Origin of the sequence: Mesorhizobium sp. M0761, assembly GCF_040320205.1 — a bacterium.
Taxonomy (GTDB): Bacteria; Pseudomonadota; Alphaproteobacteria; order Rhizobiales; family Rhizobiaceae; genus Mesorhizobium.
Window position 1 is genome coordinate 504,580 of record NZ_JAMYPF010000001.1, and the last position, 15,422, is coordinate 520,001.

15 protein-coding genes and 3 pseudogenes are annotated in these 15,422 nt (G+C 62.7%); 11 read left to right on the plus strand and 7 right to left on the minus strand.

Going from position 1 to position 15,422, the window contains the following annotated elements; translation table 11 throughout:
- Positions 1 to 3: 3 nt before the first annotated feature.
- Positions 4 to 777, plus strand: coding sequence for an aldo/keto reductase (locus NKI32_RS02505; RefSeq protein WP_352794592.1), 774 nt, complete (start codon positions 4 to 6; stop codon positions 775 to 777).
- 9 nt (positions 778 to 786) lie between these two features.
- Here the strand turns inward: NKI32_RS02505 and NKI32_RS02510 are convergent, their stop codons facing one another.
- The 3 genes from NKI32_RS02510 to carA form a co-directional block, all read right to left on the minus strand.
- Positions 787 to 1,170, minus strand: coding sequence for a helix-turn-helix domain-containing protein (locus NKI32_RS02510; RefSeq protein WP_023748195.1), 384 nt, complete (start codon positions 1,168 to 1,170; stop codon positions 787 to 789).
- Positions 1,171 to 1,181: 11 nt separating this feature from the next.
- Complete coding sequence (locus NKI32_RS02515; protein ID WP_352626134.1) at positions 1,182 to 1,433, minus strand: type II toxin-antitoxin system RelE family toxin; 252 nt, start codon at positions 1,431 to 1,433, stop codon at positions 1,182 to 1,184.
- 63 nt (positions 1,434 to 1,496) lie between these two features.
- A complete protein-coding gene (gene carA / locus NKI32_RS02520) occupies positions 1,497 to 2,714 on the minus strand; it encodes a glutamine-hydrolyzing carbamoyl-phosphate synthase small subunit (protein ID WP_353001723.1) in 1,218 nt (405 codons plus the stop codon).
- 258 nt (positions 2,715 to 2,972) lie between these two features.
- Here carA and NKI32_RS02525 point away from each other — a divergent pair, with 258 nt between their 5' ends.
- Together NKI32_RS02525 and NKI32_RS02530 are read left to right on the plus strand one after the other, a co-directional pair.
- Complete coding sequence (locus tag NKI32_RS02525) at positions 2,973 to 3,422, plus strand: GatB/YqeY domain-containing protein (protein ID WP_031197556.1); 450 nt, start codon at positions 2,973 to 2,975, stop codon at positions 3,420 to 3,422.
- 110 nt (positions 3,423 to 3,532) lie between these two features.
- Positions 3,533 to 3,859: pseudogene (locus tag NKI32_RS02530) on the plus strand (GNAT family N-acetyltransferase); the annotation flags it as partial.
- Positions 3,860 to 3,861: 2 nt separating this feature from the next.
- Here NKI32_RS02530 and NKI32_RS02535 read toward each other — a convergent pair.
- Together NKI32_RS02535 and NKI32_RS02540 are read right to left on the minus strand one after the other, a co-directional pair.
- Positions 3,862 to 4,722, minus strand: a pseudogene (locus tag NKI32_RS02535) (MFS transporter); the annotation flags it as partial.
- Positions 4,723 to 4,817: 95 nt separating this feature from the next.
- Positions 4,818 to 6,482 (minus strand): Na/Pi cotransporter family protein, encoded by a 1,665-nt coding sequence (locus tag NKI32_RS02540; RefSeq protein ID WP_352497543.1) that lies wholly within the window; start codon positions 6,480 to 6,482, stop codon positions 4,818 to 4,820.
- A gap of 388 nt (positions 6,483 to 6,870) precedes the next feature.
- Between NKI32_RS02540 and NKI32_RS02545 the strand changes: the two genes are divergently transcribed.
- The 5 genes from NKI32_RS02545 to NKI32_RS02565 all read left to right on the plus strand — a co-directional run bounded on the left by NKI32_RS02545 (position 6,871) and on the right by NKI32_RS02565 (position 12,710).
- A complete protein-coding gene (locus tag NKI32_RS02545; RefSeq protein WP_023754527.1) occupies positions 6,871 to 7,239 on the plus strand; it encodes an RcnB family protein in 369 nt (122 codons plus the stop codon).
- A 171-nt stretch (positions 7,240 to 7,410) separates the two neighbouring features.
- Positions 7,411 to 9,351: a DNA primase gene (gene dnaG / locus NKI32_RS02550; protein WP_352757625.1), complete on the plus strand. Its 1,941-nt coding sequence runs from the start codon at positions 7,411 to 7,413 to the stop codon at positions 9,349 to 9,351.
- 400 nt (positions 9,352 to 9,751) lie between these two features.
- The gene (gene rpoD / locus NKI32_RS02555; RefSeq protein ID WP_023672446.1) at positions 9,752 to 11,776 is read left to right on the plus strand and encodes an RNA polymerase sigma factor RpoD; all 2,025 of its coding nucleotides are present in this window, start codon (positions 9,752 to 9,754) and stop codon (positions 11,774 to 11,776) included.
- A 190-nt stretch (positions 11,777 to 11,966) separates the two neighbouring features.
- On the plus strand, positions 11,967 to 12,260 hold the full coding sequence (locus tag NKI32_RS02560) for a GYD domain-containing protein (protein WP_027049951.1): 294 nt from the start codon (positions 11,967 to 11,969) through the stop codon (positions 12,258 to 12,260).
- A 69-nt stretch (positions 12,261 to 12,329) separates the two neighbouring features.
- Entirely contained in the window at positions 12,330 to 12,710 is a 381-nt protein-coding gene (locus NKI32_RS02565) for a thiol-disulfide oxidoreductase DCC family protein (protein ID WP_023697082.1), read from the plus strand.
- Between the two features lie 45 nt (positions 12,711 to 12,755).
- Here the strand turns inward: NKI32_RS02565 and NKI32_RS02570 are convergent, their stop codons facing one another.
- Positions 12,756 to 13,013: a DUF2798 domain-containing protein gene (locus NKI32_RS02570; protein ID WP_023697083.1), complete on the minus strand. Its 258-nt coding sequence runs from the start codon at positions 13,011 to 13,013 to the stop codon at positions 12,756 to 12,758.
- A 324-nt stretch (positions 13,014 to 13,337) separates the two neighbouring features.
- On the opposite strand from NKI32_RS02570, the gene NKI32_RS02575 reads away from it, so the two are divergent.
- From NKI32_RS02575 to greA, 3 genes and pseudogenes are all read left to right on the plus strand, one after another.
- Positions 13,338 to 13,964: a PadR family transcriptional regulator gene (locus tag NKI32_RS02575; RefSeq protein ID WP_353001757.1), complete on the plus strand. Its 627-nt coding sequence runs from the start codon at positions 13,338 to 13,340 to the stop codon at positions 13,962 to 13,964.
- Positions 13,965 to 14,065: 101 nt separating this feature from the next.
- A complete protein-coding gene (locus NKI32_RS02580; protein ID WP_023672451.1) occupies positions 14,066 to 14,359 on the plus strand; it encodes an HlyU family transcriptional regulator in 294 nt (97 codons plus the stop codon).
- Between the two features lie 101 nt (positions 14,360 to 14,460).
- Positions 14,461 to 14,944 (plus strand): annotated as a pseudogene (gene greA, locus NKI32_RS02585) (transcription elongation factor GreA).
- Here the strand turns inward: greA and NKI32_RS02590 are convergent.
- Positions 14,906 to 15,271, minus strand: a complete 366-nt coding sequence (locus tag NKI32_RS02590; RefSeq protein ID WP_353001724.1) for a hypothetical protein — start codon at positions 15,269 to 15,271, stop codon at positions 14,906 to 14,908. The pseudogene greA and the gene NKI32_RS02590 overlap by 39 nt on opposite strands.
- Between the last annotated feature and the right edge of the window lie 151 nt (positions 15,272 to 15,422).

Genomic DNA, 15,422 nt, shown 5'->3' on the forward strand with positions numbered 1-15,422 from the left:
GGCCTGACCAGCTTCGACCATGCCGATATTTACGGGCATTACCAGGTGGAAGCTGCCTTTGGCGCCGGCTTGTCGCGCTGGAAGGGCAAGCGCGACAGCATCGAGCTGATCTCGAAATGCGACATCATTCTGGCATCGGCCAACCGGCCTCAGAACCGGCTGAAGCATTACGACACCAGTGCGGCCCACATTGCCGCCTCGGTCGACCGTTCGCTCGCCAATCTCGGCACCGACTATCTCGACCTGTTGCTGCTGCACCGGCCGGATCCGCTGATGGATGCCGACGAGACGGCGGCGGCCCTTGCCGGGCTGGTCAAGTCGGGCAAGGTGAGAGCGGTCGGGGTCTCCAATTTCACGCCGTCGCAGTTCGACCTTCTGGCCTCGCGGCTGCCGTTTGCCTTGGCCACCAACCAGATCGAGATGTCGGTGCTGAAGACCAATGCGCTGATGGATGGCAGCCTCGATCACGCGCAACGCCTCGGCTATGCGCCGATGATCTGGTCGCCGCTCGGCGGCGGCTTGCTGTTCACCGGCAAGGAAGGGCGCGAGGCGCGGGTCAGGGCGGCAATCGCGGCGGTGGCTGCCGAGATCGGCGCCGGCGATCTCGCCGCCGTCGCCATCGCCTGGCTGCTGCGTCATCCGGCGCGGCTGGCGCCGGTGCTCGGCACGATGAAGCCCGAGCGGCTGGCCGCCATGGTCAAGGCGCTGGAGATCGACCTCGACCGCCAGCAATGGTTCGCCATACTGGAGGCCAGCGAAGGCCGGCCGGTGGCGTAAGGTCAGATACTAGGCTTCGATCCATTCGCTGGGCACGTCCAATGCCTTCGACAGCATGGTGCTGGTTTGCGCCGATGGCTTGCGGCGATTGGATTCAAGGTCCGACAGGAAGCCCTGGCTGACTCCGATGGCATCAGCCAACTCGGCCTGCGTCAGCTTGCGCCAGTTGCGCAGCGCCTTGAGCCGGCTGGAACCTCGCAAAATATCCATGGTCACCTCGGCGGGCAGGGGCTTTTCAGTTTTGAACTCGGCCTTCCGCTCATCGTAGATCGCCACATCCGCAGCGTCTTCTCTGGCTTCTTCGGCGGCATGCAGCAATGCCTCGTAGTCAGCCTTCGGGATGACGACCAGTTCTTCCCCGGTTGAAGTCCTTATGATTTGCGGAGCGTTCATGATGTGCTGTCCTATGGCCGGCTGTAGGTCGTCGTTTCGCGCTTGCCGATGTAGATCGCTAGGATTGTCGTGCGATCTTCATCAAATATAACGCGGTAGCGACCGATCCGAAGTCTGTAACCGTCTCGGCCGGCAAGACGTTTTACATCGCCACGCCCGCTGATGGCATAAGTGTTCAAACCTTCAGAGACCTGCTCGCGGACATCGGCCGGCAGGTTGTCGAGATCGCGAGCTGCCGACACCGAGAGGAGGATCGTCTTCACTCGCGCAATATCGCAGATTTATCGCTCGAGGTTAAGCGATATTATCACTGGTACATAGAGGGCTCAGGCCCGTTCGGCCAGCAGTTCCTCGCCGCGCTTTTCGCGGATCAGATTGACGAAACGGCGGAACAGATAATGCGAGTCCTGCGGACCGGGCGAAGCCTCGGGGTGATGCTGGACCGAGAACACCGGACGGCCGGTCAGCGCGATGCCGCAGTTCGAGCCATCGAACAGCGAGACATGGGTTTCCTCGACGCCATCTGGCAGCGAGTCGGCATCGACGGCAAAGCCGTGGTTCATCGAGACGATCTCGACCTTGCCGGTGGTGTGATCCTTGACCGGGTGGTTGGCGCCGTGATGGCCCTGGTGCATCTTTGCGGTCTTGCCGCCGAGCGCCAGGGCCAGCATCTGGTGGCCGAGGCAGATGCCGAATACCGGGATGTCGGTCTTGAGCAGGTTCTGGATGACCGGCACGGCGTAGTCGCCGGTGGCTTCCGGGTCGCCGGGGCCGTTGGATAGGAAGATGCCGTCGGGCTGCATGGCTAGGATTTCTTCCGAACCGGTACCGGCCGGAACCACGGTGACCTTGGCGCCGAGGCCGGAAAGCAGGCGAAGGATGTTACGCTTGACGCCGTAGTCGACGGCGACGACGTGCATCGACGGCTCGGCCTCTTCGCCAAAGCCTTCGTTCCACACCCAGGGCGTTTCACGCCAGACCGAGGACTGGCCGGAGGTGACTTCCTTGGCGAGGTCAAGCCCGATCAGGCCCGACCAGGCGGCGGCGCGCCGCTTCAAATCGTCGATGTCGAAGATGCCGTCGGGCACGTGCGCAATGACGGCATTGGGCATGCCCTTTTCGCGGATCAGCGCGGTCAGCGCCCGGGTGTCGATGCCCGACAGCGCGACGATGCCGCGCTTCTTCAGCCACTGGTCCAGCCCAGTGCCGGCGCGGTAGTTGGACGGGTTGGTGACATCGGCCTTGAACACCGCGCCGACGGCGCCGGCACGGGCGACCGGGTTCAAGTCCTCGATGTCCTCGTCATTGGTGCCGATATTGCCGATATGCGGGAAGGTGAAGGTGACGATCTGGCCGGCATAGGACGGGTCGGTGAGGATTTCCTGGTAGCCGGTGAGCGCGGTGTTGAAGCAGACTTCGGCAACGGCGGAACCGGTGGCGCCGAGGCCGCGACCCTCGATGACGGTGCCGTCGGCCAGCACCAGGACGGCGGTCGGCTTTTCGGTTGCCCAAGGCGGGGTCAGTTCGGGGGTCATCTCGGCCATGGCGACGCTCCTGTCACGCTGCGCGCTTCGATGGCGGGCCATCTGCGCAGCAAACGGCGCGGCCGATCTCTCGAGCCTGCGCGCTTCAATTCTTTGTCTTATGCAAGGCCGAGTACATAGGGGAAGGCGCCAGAGCGGTCAATGATGCCGGGCCAAAACGGCGGGCATTTGTTTCGTCGAACAATATCAGAGGCTTGGCGTGTTTGCTTTACGAGTTCGCCACCGTTATTGTCCGCACCGTTCGAAGGAGAAAGCATCATGCGCGCAAAAATCGCCGAATCCCTGAAGAGCGCGATGAAGGCGCAGGACAAGCACCGGCTGCCGACGCTGCGGCTCATCCAGGCCGCCATTCACGACCGCGACATCGCCAATCGCGGCTCGGCCAAGGATCCCGCCAGCGACGAGGAGATCTTGCAGATCCTGGCCAAAATGGTGAAGCAGCGCGAGGAATCGGCCAAGGCGTTCGAGGACGGCAAGCGCCCGGAACTGGCGGCGCAGGAGCGTGGCGAGATGGAGATCATCCGCGGCTTCCTGCCGACGCAGCTGGACGAGGCGGCGGTGACTGCAGCGGCGCGCGAAGCGATCACTGCTACCGGTGCGACCAGTCAGAAGGACATGGGCAAGGTGATCGCTGTGCTGAAGCAGAAATATGCCGGCCAGATGGATTTCGGCAAGGCCAGCGGCATCGTCAAAGGCCTGCTGCAGTAGGAGCCGACACCACTTCAATGGCGAAGGAGAGCAGGGGCATTACCTCTGGGCAAGAAACGGTCCGCACCGGCTTAAGCGAGCCAAGCCTTGACCTGCCGGAGAGACCCACCATGATCGAAATCGTCAAACCCACGCTCGAACATCTGCCCTCCTACAAGGCGGCGCTCGAGCGTGGCTGGTCGCCGGACAATGTCCGGCTGATGGAAGCGACGCGCGAGCAACTTGCGGCGATCGACGAGGATCCCGCGGCGTTCCTTGCCAGCCTCGACGATCCCGAGGCCAAAGGAGGCCCGATTACCTTGCCGGACGGCACGACAGTGCCGCGGCTGCCGGGCTTCCGGCGCTGGATCTGGGACGGCGAGGCCGCCGGCTCGATCGGCTTTCGCTGGCAGCCGGGTACGGCCGCACTGCCGTCGCATGTGCTCGGCCATATCGGCTAGGGGCTGACGGCATAGATCACGCCCAACATCACCGCCTGCAGCGCAAGCATTGTGATCAGCGACGGCATCAGCTTCCAGTCGGAAAGCTTGCCGCCGAGAAAGACGCCGACGGTGGCGCCGACGCCGTTGAGCAGCAGCACCCAGGGGATCAGGCCCTCCTCGAGATGGGTCACCTCAAGCAGTGTCGGGGTGATGTAGGTGAACAGGCCGAACTGGCCGATCATCAACATCAGCATCAGGATCAGCGAGGTCCAGACTTGCTGGCGCGCCAGCACGCGAACCTCGCTGCCAAGGCTGGTGGATGGGCTCGATGCGCCCGTTTTGCGCGGCAGGAGGGCGGCCATGGCGGCAAACGCCACCACGCCCAGCGCGCACATCACCCAGAAGGTGGCGCGCCAGCCCCAGAGATTGCCGATTGCGGTGCCGGCCGGCACGCCGATGACATTGGATACGGTGAGGCCGGAGAGGATCACAGCCACGGCCATGCCGCGCTTGTCCTCGGGCACGAGGCCGACAGCCACCACCATGGCGACGCCGAAATAGGCGCCGTGTGCGACGGCGACCGCAATGCGCAAGAGCAGCATCGAGGTAAAATCGGGCGCCAGCGCGCAAGCGGCCTGGCCGATGGTGAAGGCGACGGTCAGGCAAAGCAGCAGCGTCTTGCGGGAAATGCCCTTGGTGGCGAGCGCCAGCAATGGCCCGCCAACCGCGATGCCGCCGGCATAGCCTGAGACGAGATAGCCGGAGGTCGGGATCAAAACGCCAAGGCCGTCGGCCACTTGCGGCAGCACGCCGGCAATGACGAATTCGGTGGTGCCGAAAGCGAAGGCGGCGATGAACAGGGCAATGAGCGGAAGCATGGCGCGGAAGCGATCCTTGAACGAGTTGGCCTCAAATCATGGATGGCGCTTGCCGGCAATGCAGAAATTTTTGCGGCCGGTTTAGGTTTTCTTGATCAGCTCGCCTTCAACCTGGAGCCGCCGAGCAGGCCGCGCTCTTCCAGCACCGGGTAGGCCATCGACGCCAGCAGCGAGTTGATCTGCTTCAGGTCGCGGATGGTGTCGAGGTGGATGGAACTTGTCTCGACGCTCTTGGCGGTGCCGTCGCGCAGGCGCACGAAATGGCTGGCGCTGGTTTCCTTTTCGCGGTCGCGCAGCCGGTCCTTTTCCAGCACCAACTGGCGGGCAGTCTCAGGGTCGCGCGACACCAGCACGTTGAAGGCAAGCCTGGCATTGGCCAGCACCGAGGTGTGGAAGGCGAGCAACTCGCTCCAGCCCTCGGGCGTGAACTCCAGCCCGCGCTCGAACTTCTTCTTCACATGCACCAGCATGTTGCGCACGATGATGTCGCCGACCTGCTCAAGCTTGACGCAGGCGCCTATCAGCTCCTGGCAGCGCAGCGCCTCGTCCTCTGTGAGCGAGTTCCTGGTCAATTTGGCCAGATAGAGCTTGATCGCCGCGTGCTTCCTGTCGACGCGGTCGTCAAGGGCGGCCAGCGCCTTGATCTTGTCGCCGTCGGCGCTTTCATACAGCTCGATGATGCGCTTGAGCATGATCTCGACCGTCTCGCAGACGCGCACCACCTCGCGGGTGGCGTTGGCCAGCGCCTGGCTCGGAACGTCGAGCGCGCCGTCGTTGAGGGCGGAGAGTTCGACCACATCGAGCTCTGTAGCCGGCGCCGGCTTGGTGCCCATTGCGACGATCTTCTCAGAGGCACGATAGATCAAGCTGGCAAGCGGCAGGCCGGCGAGCAGGATCAGCACATTGAACAGGATGTGGGCGTTGACGATCTGGTCGGGCACGGTGGCGCCGAGGAAGGCGACCGGCGGCTTGAGCGTCATGAACAGGATCAGCATCACCAGCGAGCCCATGCCGCGCATCAACAGATTGCCGATCGGCACGACGCGCACGCCAGGTTCGGCACTTCGGGTGAGCAGCGGCGCGATGATCGACGAGCCGAGATTGACGCCGAGCACCAGCACGATGCCGAGTTCGGGCGGGATGAAGCCGCGGCCGGCCAGCGTGACCATCAAAAGCACGGCGGCGATCGAGGAGTGGAACAGCCAGGTGACGAGCGCGGCGAGCAGATAGGCGGTGACGTAGTCGCTGGAGAAATATTCGATGATGAGCGGCATCAGCGTGCTCTGGCGCAGCGGCTCCGAGGCTTGGCCGATCATCTCCAGCGACAGTACCAGAAGGCCGATGCCGACCAGGATGCGGCCGAACTGGCGCCAGTCGCGCCGCTCGGTGGCCATGAACATGACCGTGCCGGCGACGAGGCAGATCGGCACCAGCAGCGTCAGATCGAAGGTCAAGAGCTTGACCACCAGCGCCGAGCCGATCTCGGCGCCGCGCACCGCCAATTGGCCCGACATGCCCGAGACGATGCCGGCGCCGGCGAAGGAGCCGACGAGAAGCGTGACGGCGGTCGAGCTCTGCAGTGCGATCGACAGGCCGCAGCCAGCCAGCACCGCCATGATCGGATTGCGCATGGTGGAGCGCAGCCGGTGACGCAGCACGTCGCCATAGGCGCGCTCGACGCCTGTCTTGACCATGCGGGTGGCAAACAGCATCAGCGCCACCGAGCCCGCCAGATGCAGCAGGACGACGGAGCCGCTCACTTCGAAACCCGCACGCAGACAGCTACCGCGACGCGGAGGGCGCGCAGTGCAGGGAGGAAAACGGGGCTGCGAATCATGGTCATGACAGTCTTGAACAATATCCGGAATATTTTAGCCGGGTAATAAAATCTTGTCGATTTCAAGAGCCGTCGCGGCGCGACAGGGCGTGTCGGAAAATGGACGGATGCGCAAATGGTTGCATGGCGGATCCCTGGTGATGGCAGCGGATCGTCCCGGTTTGCCGGACTCCCGGCAATCGCCTTTGCGATGATGTTCAAATATCCAGGATAAGCACCGGATTTCATTACGTAAATGTAATGCTAGTGTTCAGTTTCGGTTCATCCTTCGGGCGCTATTCCCTAGGCATCGACAACCAAGGAGCCCCGCTATGAAACGTATTGTTCTTTCCGCCCTCGCTTTCTCGATGCTGGCCGCCACTTCGCTTACCGGCCAGGCCGCACCGGTGAACGCACCGGTCGCACCGCAGTCGAATTACACGCAGGTCGACTGGCAGAGGCCCGGCAAGCATGTCGATATCAGGAAGCGCGTCGTGAAGAAGACGGTAGTCGTCAAGCGCAGCCATTGGCGCAATGGCCAGAAATATTCCAGCTGGAAGCGGCACCAGCCGATCCGCGATTATGGCCGCTATGGCCTGCATCGCCCCGGCCGCGGCCAGGAATGGATCCGCGTCGGCAACGACTATGTGCTGGTCAGCGTCCTGTCCGGCATCATCTTCGGCGCCATTGCCGCGCATTAAGCCCGGCCTCGCCGGCGCAATGCAGAGACTTGAAAGGAGGCGGTCCGAAACGGCCGCCTTTCTTTTGGCTGTAGAAACCGGGCTTTTTGGTTGTGGAAACCGGGTATGGTCCGCAATAAGGGTCGTCGGATTCCGCGAGCATGATTATATGAGGGACAAACGAGTTCCCCAATGCGCTTTCCGCCCGCCTTTCTCGATGAGATACGCGACCGTGTGCCGATTTCATCGGTCATCGGCCAGCGCGTCGCATGGGACAGGAAGAAGACCAACGCCTCGCGCGGCGACTATTGGGCCTGTTGTCCGTTCCATGGCGAAAAGAGCCCCTCCTTCCACTGCGAGGACAAGAAGGGCCGCTATCACTGTTTCGGCTGTTCGGTGTCGGGCGATCATTTCAAGTTCCTGACCGAGCTCGACGGATTAAGCTTTCCCGAAGCGGTCGAGAAGATCGCCGACATGGCCGGCGTGCCGATGCCGGTGCGCGACGAGCGGGAAGAACAGCGTGAGAAGGAACGCGCCAGTCTGACCGATGTCATGGAGATGGCGACTGCCTTCTTCCAGGAGCGGCTGCAAGGACCGGAGGGTGCAAAAGCCCGCGCCTATCTCAGGGATCGCGGGCTGACGCCGGCGACGCAGCAATCGTTCCGGCTGGGCTTTGCGCCCGACAGCCGCAATGCGCTGAAGGAACATCTTGCCGCCAAGGGTGTGCCCAAGGCCGACATCGAGGCCTGCGGGCTGGTGCGTCATGGCGACGACATCCCGGTCTCCTATGACTGGTTCCGCGATCGCATCATGTTCCCGATCCCGGATTCGCGCGGCAAGATCATCGCCTTTGGCGGCCGCGCACTGGCGCCCGATGCGCTGGCCAAATACATGAATTCGCCCGATACGGAGCTCTTCCACAAGGGCAACGTGCTCTACAATTTCGCCCGCGCCCGCAAAGCGCTGGCGAAAGGCGGCACGGTGATTGCCGTCGAAGGCTATATGGACGTGATTGCGCTGGCGCAGGCCGGCTTCGAGAATGCCGTGGCGCCGCTCGGCACCGCGCTCACCGAAAACCAACTCGAACTTCTGTGGCGCATGGCGCCTGAGCCGATGCTGTGCTTCGACGGCGACCAGGCCGGGCTGAAGGCGGCGTGGCGCGCCGCGGATCTCGCGCTGCCGTCGGTGCAGGCCGGGCGGTCGGTGCGCTTTGCGCTGTTGCCGGAGGGCAAGGATCCCGACGATCTGGTCAAGGCAGAAGGGCCGGACGCGTTTCGTGCCGTGCTGGCGGAAGCGCGGCCTCTCGCTGATTTGTTGTGGATGCGTGAGACATCCGGTGGCGTCTTCGACACGCCGGAGCGGCGGGCGGGGCTGACAAAGACGCTGCGCGAACTGACCAGCCGCATCCGCGATGAGAGCCAGCGCTACCACTACCAGCAGTGGATGCGCGAGCGGGAGCTGACCTTCTTCAGCGCCCAGCGCGAAGTGCGGCAAGGTCGCCAGGACTGGAAACCGGGGCAGGGCAAAACGCCCGCACCCGGCGGACAGTTCGCCAAAGGCAGCGGGGCAGGCGCGCGCGCCGCGATCACTGAAAGCCTCGGCCGCTCCGCCATGGTCAAGCGCGGTGGCGAGATGATGTCGGTGCGCGAGGCGACGATCATCGTAGCTCTCGTCAACCATCCGGCGCTGATCGACGAGAACTTCGCCCATGTCGAGTTCCTCGATCTCGCCAACACCGATCTGCAGCGGCTGCACGCCGCCATCCTCGATGCGATGGCGCATGACATGGCCAATGACCGTAGCGCAGTGATCGCCACCATCGAACGTGCCGGCTGCAGCGATATCTGGGCGCGCGCCGTGGCGCTGATCCAACGGACCAGGCAATGGCCGGCGTTGGAAACCACAGCGCTTGACGATGCCCGCGGCGCCTTCAACCAGGCGCTGCACTTGCAGCGCAGCGCGCGCACCTTACATAAGGAGCTGAAACAGGCGGAAGCAGCGCTCGCCAGCGATCCCACTGACGAAAACTACCGGCACCTCATCGAGATCCAGGCGCAATTCCGTGATGTACAAGCAACGGAAGCGCTGATCGAAGGGTTCGGTGTGTCCTCGGGCAGGGGTGGGCGCGTCTAGGTCGAAATGAATGTTGTACGTGCTGCGCGTCGAATCGACGCCTCTAAGTCGGGTAATTGATTCGCTTTTTTGATGCGAATCATGCGAGAGGCGCTTGACCTTCTGGCAGAATGACGGAATCAGGACGATTCGAAACCTTAACCCGCGCCGGCGTCGATGGAAATGCACTGACGCGAGGTGCTGATCACTGGACAGGCTGTCAGCCTGCCACAGATATCAGGGTTAATCTGGACTTAATGCATATCGCCCAAAAGTGAAAACCGGTTTTGGGGGCACGATATGAACAAACAAAAGAGTTGATTCGGTTACCGGCCCGGTTAAGCGCCACCAGCGCATGTAGTTTGACCGGTGCGGCAGCTACGCGGCTTCGATGCTCGGCCGCTAGGAGAAGATAAAGACTATGGCGACAAAGGAAAAGGAAGAGGTCGAGACCGAACGTGAAGGCGCAACCGATGGGCCTCTGCTCGACCTTTCCGATGATGCTGTCAAGAAGATGATCAAGGCCGCCAAGAAGCGCGGCTATGTGACTCTCGACGAACTGAACGCGGTTCTGCCGTCGGAAGAGACCGATCCGGATCGCATCGAAGACATCAATGCGATGCTGTCCGACATGGGCATCAACGTGGTCGAGGACGACGATCAGAGCGAGGAGCCCGAGGCCGCCGACAGCAATGCCGACGCCGAGGAAGACGCCAACGAACTGGCCGAGCAGACCGGCACCGCCGTCGCGGCCACGACCACCAAGAAAGAGCCGACCGACCGCACCGATGACCCGGTGCGCATGTATCTGCGCGAGATGGGCTCGGTCGAGCTCCTGTCGCGCGAGGGCGAAATCGCGATCGCCAAGCGCATCGAGGCCGGCCGCGAAACGATGATCGCGGGCCTCTGCGAAAGCCCGCTGACCTTCCAGGCCATCATCATCTGGCGTGACGAGCTCAACGAATCCAAGATCCTGCTGCGCGAGATCATCGACCTCGAAGCCACCTATGCCGGCCCCGAAGCCAAGCAGGCGCCGGTGGTCGAGCGCATCGAGGAGGCGCCCAAGGCCGAGGACAAGCCGAGGCGTGGACGCGACGAGGAAGACGACATCACCAATGTCGGCGCCGACACGCGCGGCCTGGTCGATGACGACGAGGAAGACGAGGACGAGGCGAGCCTGTCGCTGGCGGCGATGGAAGCGGAATTGCGCCCGCAGGTGATGGAGACGCTCGACGTCATCGCCGACACCTACAAGAAGCTGCGCAAGCTGCAGGACCAGCAGGTCGAAAACCGTCTGGCCGCGACGGGCACGCTGTCGCCCAGCCAGGACCGCCGCCTGAAGGAGCTGAAGGACCAGCTGATCAAGGCGGTGAAGTCGCTGTCGCTCAACACGGCGCGCATCGAGGCGCTGGTCGAGCAGCTTTACGACATCAACAAGCGCCTGGTGCAGAACGAAGGCAAGCTGCTGCGCCTGGCCGAAAGCTATGGCGTGCGCCGCGAGGAGTTCCTCAAGGAATATCAGGGATCCGAGCTCGACCCGAACTGGACGCGCTCGATCGGCAACTTGACCTCGCGCGGTTGGAAGGAATTCACCAAGAACGAGAAGGACGCGATCAAGGATCTGCGTTCGGAAATCCAGAACCTCGCCACCGAGACGGCGATCTCGATCCTGGAATTCCGCAAGATCGTCAACCAGGTGCAGAAGGGCGAGCGCGAAGCCGCGATCGCCAAGAAGGAAATGGTCGAGGCCAATCTGCGCCTCGTCATCTCCATCGCCAAGAAATACACCAATCGCGGCCTGCAGTTCCTTGACCTGATCCAGGAAGGCAATATCGGCCTGATGAAGGCGGTCGACAAATTCGAATACCGCCGCGGCTACAAGTTCTCGACCTACGCGACATGGTGGATCCGGCAGGCGATCACGCGTTCGATCGCGGACCAGGCGCGCACCATCCGCATTCCGGTGCACATGATCGAGACGATCAACAAGATCGTGCGCACGTCGCGCCAGATGCTGCACGAGATCGGCCGCGAGCCGACGCCGGAGGAACTGGCAGAAAAGCTCGCAATGCCGCTCGAAAAAGTGCGCAAGGTCTTGAAGATCGCCAAGGAGCCGATCTCGCTCGAAACCCCTGTGGGTGACGAAGAGGATTCGCATCTGGGCGATTTCATCGAGGACAAGATGGCGATCCTGCCGATCGATGCGGCGATCCAAGCCAATCTGCGCGAGACCACCACGCGCGTTCTGGCCTCGCTGACGCCGCGCGAGGAGCGGGTGCTGCGCATGCGCTTCGGCATCGGCATGAACACCGACCACACGCTGGAAGAAGTCGGCCAGCAGTTTTCGGTCACCCGCGAACGTATCCGCCAGATCGAAGCCAAGGCGCTGCGCAAGCTCAAGCACCCGAGCCGGAGCCGCAAGCTGAGGAGCTTCCTCGACAGCTGATACCGGCAACAGACCAGCATTCGAAAAGGGCGCCGACGGCGCCCTTTTTGTTGCCGGGTGAAGGCTCTTGTCGCCCATCTCCGTCGGGAGGATACTTGCCTGGTCGGATGCATGTTCTGGGCGAAAAACCGGATGTCCGCCCCGGCTGATGTCCTCAGCCGTGCTCCGTGGCGCCGGAGGGAGGTGTGTGATGACAACCTACATCCTGCTGATGAACTGGACGGAACAGGGCGCCAGAAATATCCGAGAGTCGCCGAAGCGGCTCGATGGCGCCAAGAAGCAACTGGCCGACATGGGCGGCTCGTTCAAGGCGTTTTACCTGACTATGGGCGAATATGACATGGTGGCGATTATCGAGGCGCCCGACGATGCTGTGCTTGCTCGTTTCGCCCTGATGCTGGCAACGGGTGGCAGCGTCAAGACGCGAACGCTCAAGGCTTTCCCGGAATTTGCCTATCGCGAGATCGTCACTTCGCTTGGATAGCGCTGGGCGCGGGTCCGTGCGGCTCGGCGTCATATTGCGGGGCCGTGCCGTCAGGGTGATAGTCGCTCCATGTCCAAGCCTGCGCTGACCGTCTGGTACAACACACGCTGCCCGGTTTGCGATGGCGGCATCACCCGGCAGAAACGGCGGCTGATCGAGGCGATCAAGGCCGGGCGGATCGAATTCCGCGACATCAACCTCGAACCGGCGGCGCTCTCTGGCTACAGCGCCTCGCTGGAGGACATACGCCGCCGGCTGCATGCCACCGATGCCGAAGGCAGGCTGCTGGTCGGCGCCGATGTCGCGGTTGCCGTCTGGCGGGCGACGCCGGGCGAGGGCTGGCTGGCGACGCTCTTCGGCAATCCGGTCGCGCTGCCGCTGACGCGCTTGGCCTATGATCGTTTCGCCGATCTTCTCTATGCCTGGAACCGGCGCAAGGGCCGCTGGTAGCGAGGCAAGGCCCGAAGATATCTGCGGGCCTTACCGTCATGGGCGTTACCGGGACGCCGGCTCGCAAAGCCAGCCGACAATGCGGCGCACCGCCGGCAGCACCATGAGCAACGTTGGGAACGCTACCAGCCAGGACAGGCCCCAGGCAGTGAGCCAGACAGCCGGCAAATCAGGTCGCAGTCCAAGGCTTTTCAGCGTCGATATGAACGAGACGATGAAGGTCATCAGCAGCGACAGCACCAGCGGACTGACGATCGCGGCATAGCGCGCCGGCAGCTTGCCGCGCTTACGGGTCGTGGTCATTTTTGGATTTTCCTGAAACATCCGGTCCGTCGCATTTGGCATCCATTGCGCCGGGTTTCCGGCGGAACTGCCCGGAAAGACCGGGGTGGATGCGTTGCTTGACGTCAGACGCTTACGGAGAGGTTTTGGCCCTCACGCGCTTTCTAGCTGCCGGCGGCGGCGAAATCAACCTTCTGGCGCCGCCTTTAGATGCATCGTAAGATATATCTTGACTCGTCGGTGGGGTAAGCCTAATTAAGATGTATCGTAAGATATAACTCAAGGAGCAATTCATTGCACAGACATCATCCCTTTGGCGAGCGCGCCGAGCGCGCATTCCTGCACATGGCAGGCAAATTTGGTGGAAGAGGGGGCGGCGGCTTTGGTCCGTTCGGCCACGGCGGACGTGGCGGTGGACGCGGCGGCCCGGGCGACATGTTTCGTGCCGGGCGCATGCTGGCCGACGGCGATCTCAAGCTGATCACGCTGTCGCTGCTGGCCGAGGCGCCTCGCCACGGCTACGACATCATCAAGGCGCTGGAAGAGCGCACCAGCGGCATCTACAGCCCGAGCCCGGGCGTCGTCTATCCGACGCTGACCTTCCTGGAAGAGGCCGGCTATGCGGCTTCAGCCGCCGACGGCAACAAGAAGGTGTTTTCGATCACCGAGGCGGGCCAGGCGCATCTCGCCGAGAACCGCGAGATGATCGACGGCGTGCTCGAGCATCTCGAGCGCTTCGGCCGCAAGATGGCCAAAGCGCGGGACTGGTTCGGCTGGAACGACGACGGCGAGGAAGGCGGACGGCGTGGTGCACGGGGTCGCTCGGAAGCCCGCGACGAGTTCCGCGCCGTGCGCCACCGGCTGCGTGCCGCGCTCGGCGATCTCGTCGACGCGCCGGCTGAAAAGCAGGCCGAGGCGATTGCAGTCCTGGAAGCCGCCGCTGAAGCCCTGGAAGCGCTATCGCGCGGTTGACCCCTGGCGAGAACGCTTGCCCGTTCGACTGAGGAACGGTACTGAAAATCATCCTGCACCGCGAGACGTGGTGCAGGATGATTGCCGTTGGAGGAAGCCCCATGTCTTTTCTGAAGCGTCTTTTCGGTGGTGGCGGTGAGGGGGGCGAGCCCAAGAGCGCAGCACCGGCAAAGCAGGTTGAGCACAAGGGATTTTTGATCAGCGCCACGCCCTACAAGGCGGAGGGCGGCCAGTACCAAACTTGCGGCGTGGTTTCGAAGGAAGTCGACGGCGTGATGAAGGAACACAAATTCATCCGCGCCGATCGCTTTGCCGGACTGGACGACGCCGTCGACATCTCGATCAAGAAGGGCATGCAACTGGTCGACGAGCAAGGCGAGAGGATGTTCGGGTAAGGGCCGAACTGGTCGAGGCGCCGAACATAGGTTTTGCGCCGGTCATCCGTCGCCAGAATCTCGAATAATGGCAGTGGGCCGCAAGCAGAAAGTATCGACAATTGAGCGTAGCGTTTGCCAAGGAGGAAAGCGCCGAGGCAGCATCGGAAACCATCCTGCCGGCTCGCCCTGTCTCCGATCGGGTCAACCTTGTCACGGAAGCGGGCCTCAAGACGCTGCAGGTTGAATTGGCTCGCGCCCAGCAAGCTCTTGAGGCCGCTAGCGTGCTGGAAGATGTCAACGAGCGGCGACGCCGGTCAGCGATTCCGGTTCGAGATATGCGTTACTATGCCGAGCGCGTGCGTACGGCTCAGCTTATGCCGGTGCCCACCTCTAATGAGGTGATCGCCTTCGGGCACACCGTTACCTTCAAGCGTGATGATGGCCGCACTCAGACCTTTCGCATCGTCGGAGAGGATGAGGCCAACCCGTCTGAAAGCTTCCATATCGCATGGTTCGCCGGTTGCCATCGCGCTGACCGGAAAAACCGTTGGCGACTTTGTCCAACTAGGGCCGCGCGAACTTGAGATCCTGTCCATTTCCTAGGACGCAGGTATGATGCGCGACCGAGGCCGGTGCACCTTGAGACGTGATCAGATGCCCGCTTGCCAATAGCCAAGCCAGGATGTCGAGCAGCAGAAAAACCAGCGCAATCTGCAACGCCAGCCGGAGCCGCTGGATAATTCGCCACTTGCCGGCCATGTCCGCCTTGATCCGAAGGGCAAGCGCGCGGCGCATGGCTGACATTGTCGTCGGCCTGTCGCCGTCGACATATTGATCAAGCAGATCTTCCGGATTGAAGCGGAATGTATATTGGTGATAGGGCCAAAGTATGAAGACGATCAGCCCGCCGATGCCGAACAACAGGGCCACTGCGGTCCAATCCCAAAGCCCAAGCCCGTTGGAAAGCGCCGCACCGCCGAGTAGCGAGTTGGCAAATGCGGTGGCAAAGACAAGGCTGCCGGCGGGTGCTCATGTTCTCCACAAGCGTCTGCTGTTGAGTGAGACCTCTCACCGCCTCCTG

Bases quoted from the DNA above. Each gene is read 5' to 3' on its own strand.
- NKI32_RS02510 (WP_023748195.1), bottom strand. From the start codon at position 1,170: ATGAACGCTCCGCAAATCATAAGGACTTCAACCGGGGAAGAACTGGTC.
- carA (WP_353001723.1), bottom strand. From the start codon at position 2,714: ATGGCCGAGATGACCCCCGAACTGACCCCGCCTTGGGCAACCGAAAAG.
- NKI32_RS02525 (WP_031197556.1), top strand. From the start codon at position 2,973: ATGCGCGCAAAAATCGCCGAATCCCTGAAGAGCGCGATGAAGGCGCAG.
- NKI32_RS02545 (WP_023754527.1), top strand. From the start codon at position 6,871: ATGAAACGTATTGTTCTTTCCGCCCTCGCTTTCTCGATGCTGGCCGCC.
- dnaG (WP_352757625.1), top strand. From the start codon at position 7,411: ATGCGCTTTCCGCCCGCCTTTCTCGATGAGATACGCGACCGTGTGCCG.
- rpoD (WP_023672446.1), top strand. From the start codon at position 9,752: ATGGCGACAAAGGAAAAGGAAGAGGTCGAGACCGAACGTGAAGGCGCA.
- NKI32_RS02560 (WP_027049951.1), top strand. From the start codon at position 11,967: ATGACAACCTACATCCTGCTGATGAACTGGACGGAACAGGGCGCCAGA.
- NKI32_RS02565 (WP_023697082.1), top strand. From the start codon at position 12,330: ATGTCCAAGCCTGCGCTGACCGTCTGGTACAACACACGCTGCCCGGTT.
- NKI32_RS02570 (WP_023697083.1), bottom strand. From the start codon at position 13,013: ATGACCACGACCCGTAAGCGCGGCAAGCTGCCGGCGCGCTATGCCGCG.
- NKI32_RS02575 (WP_353001757.1), top strand. From the start codon at position 13,338: ATGGCAGGCAAATTTGGTGGAAGAGGGGGCGGCGGCTTTGGTCCGTTC.
- NKI32_RS02580 (WP_023672451.1), top strand. From the start codon at position 14,066: ATGTCTTTTCTGAAGCGTCTTTTCGGTGGTGGCGGTGAGGGGGGCGAG.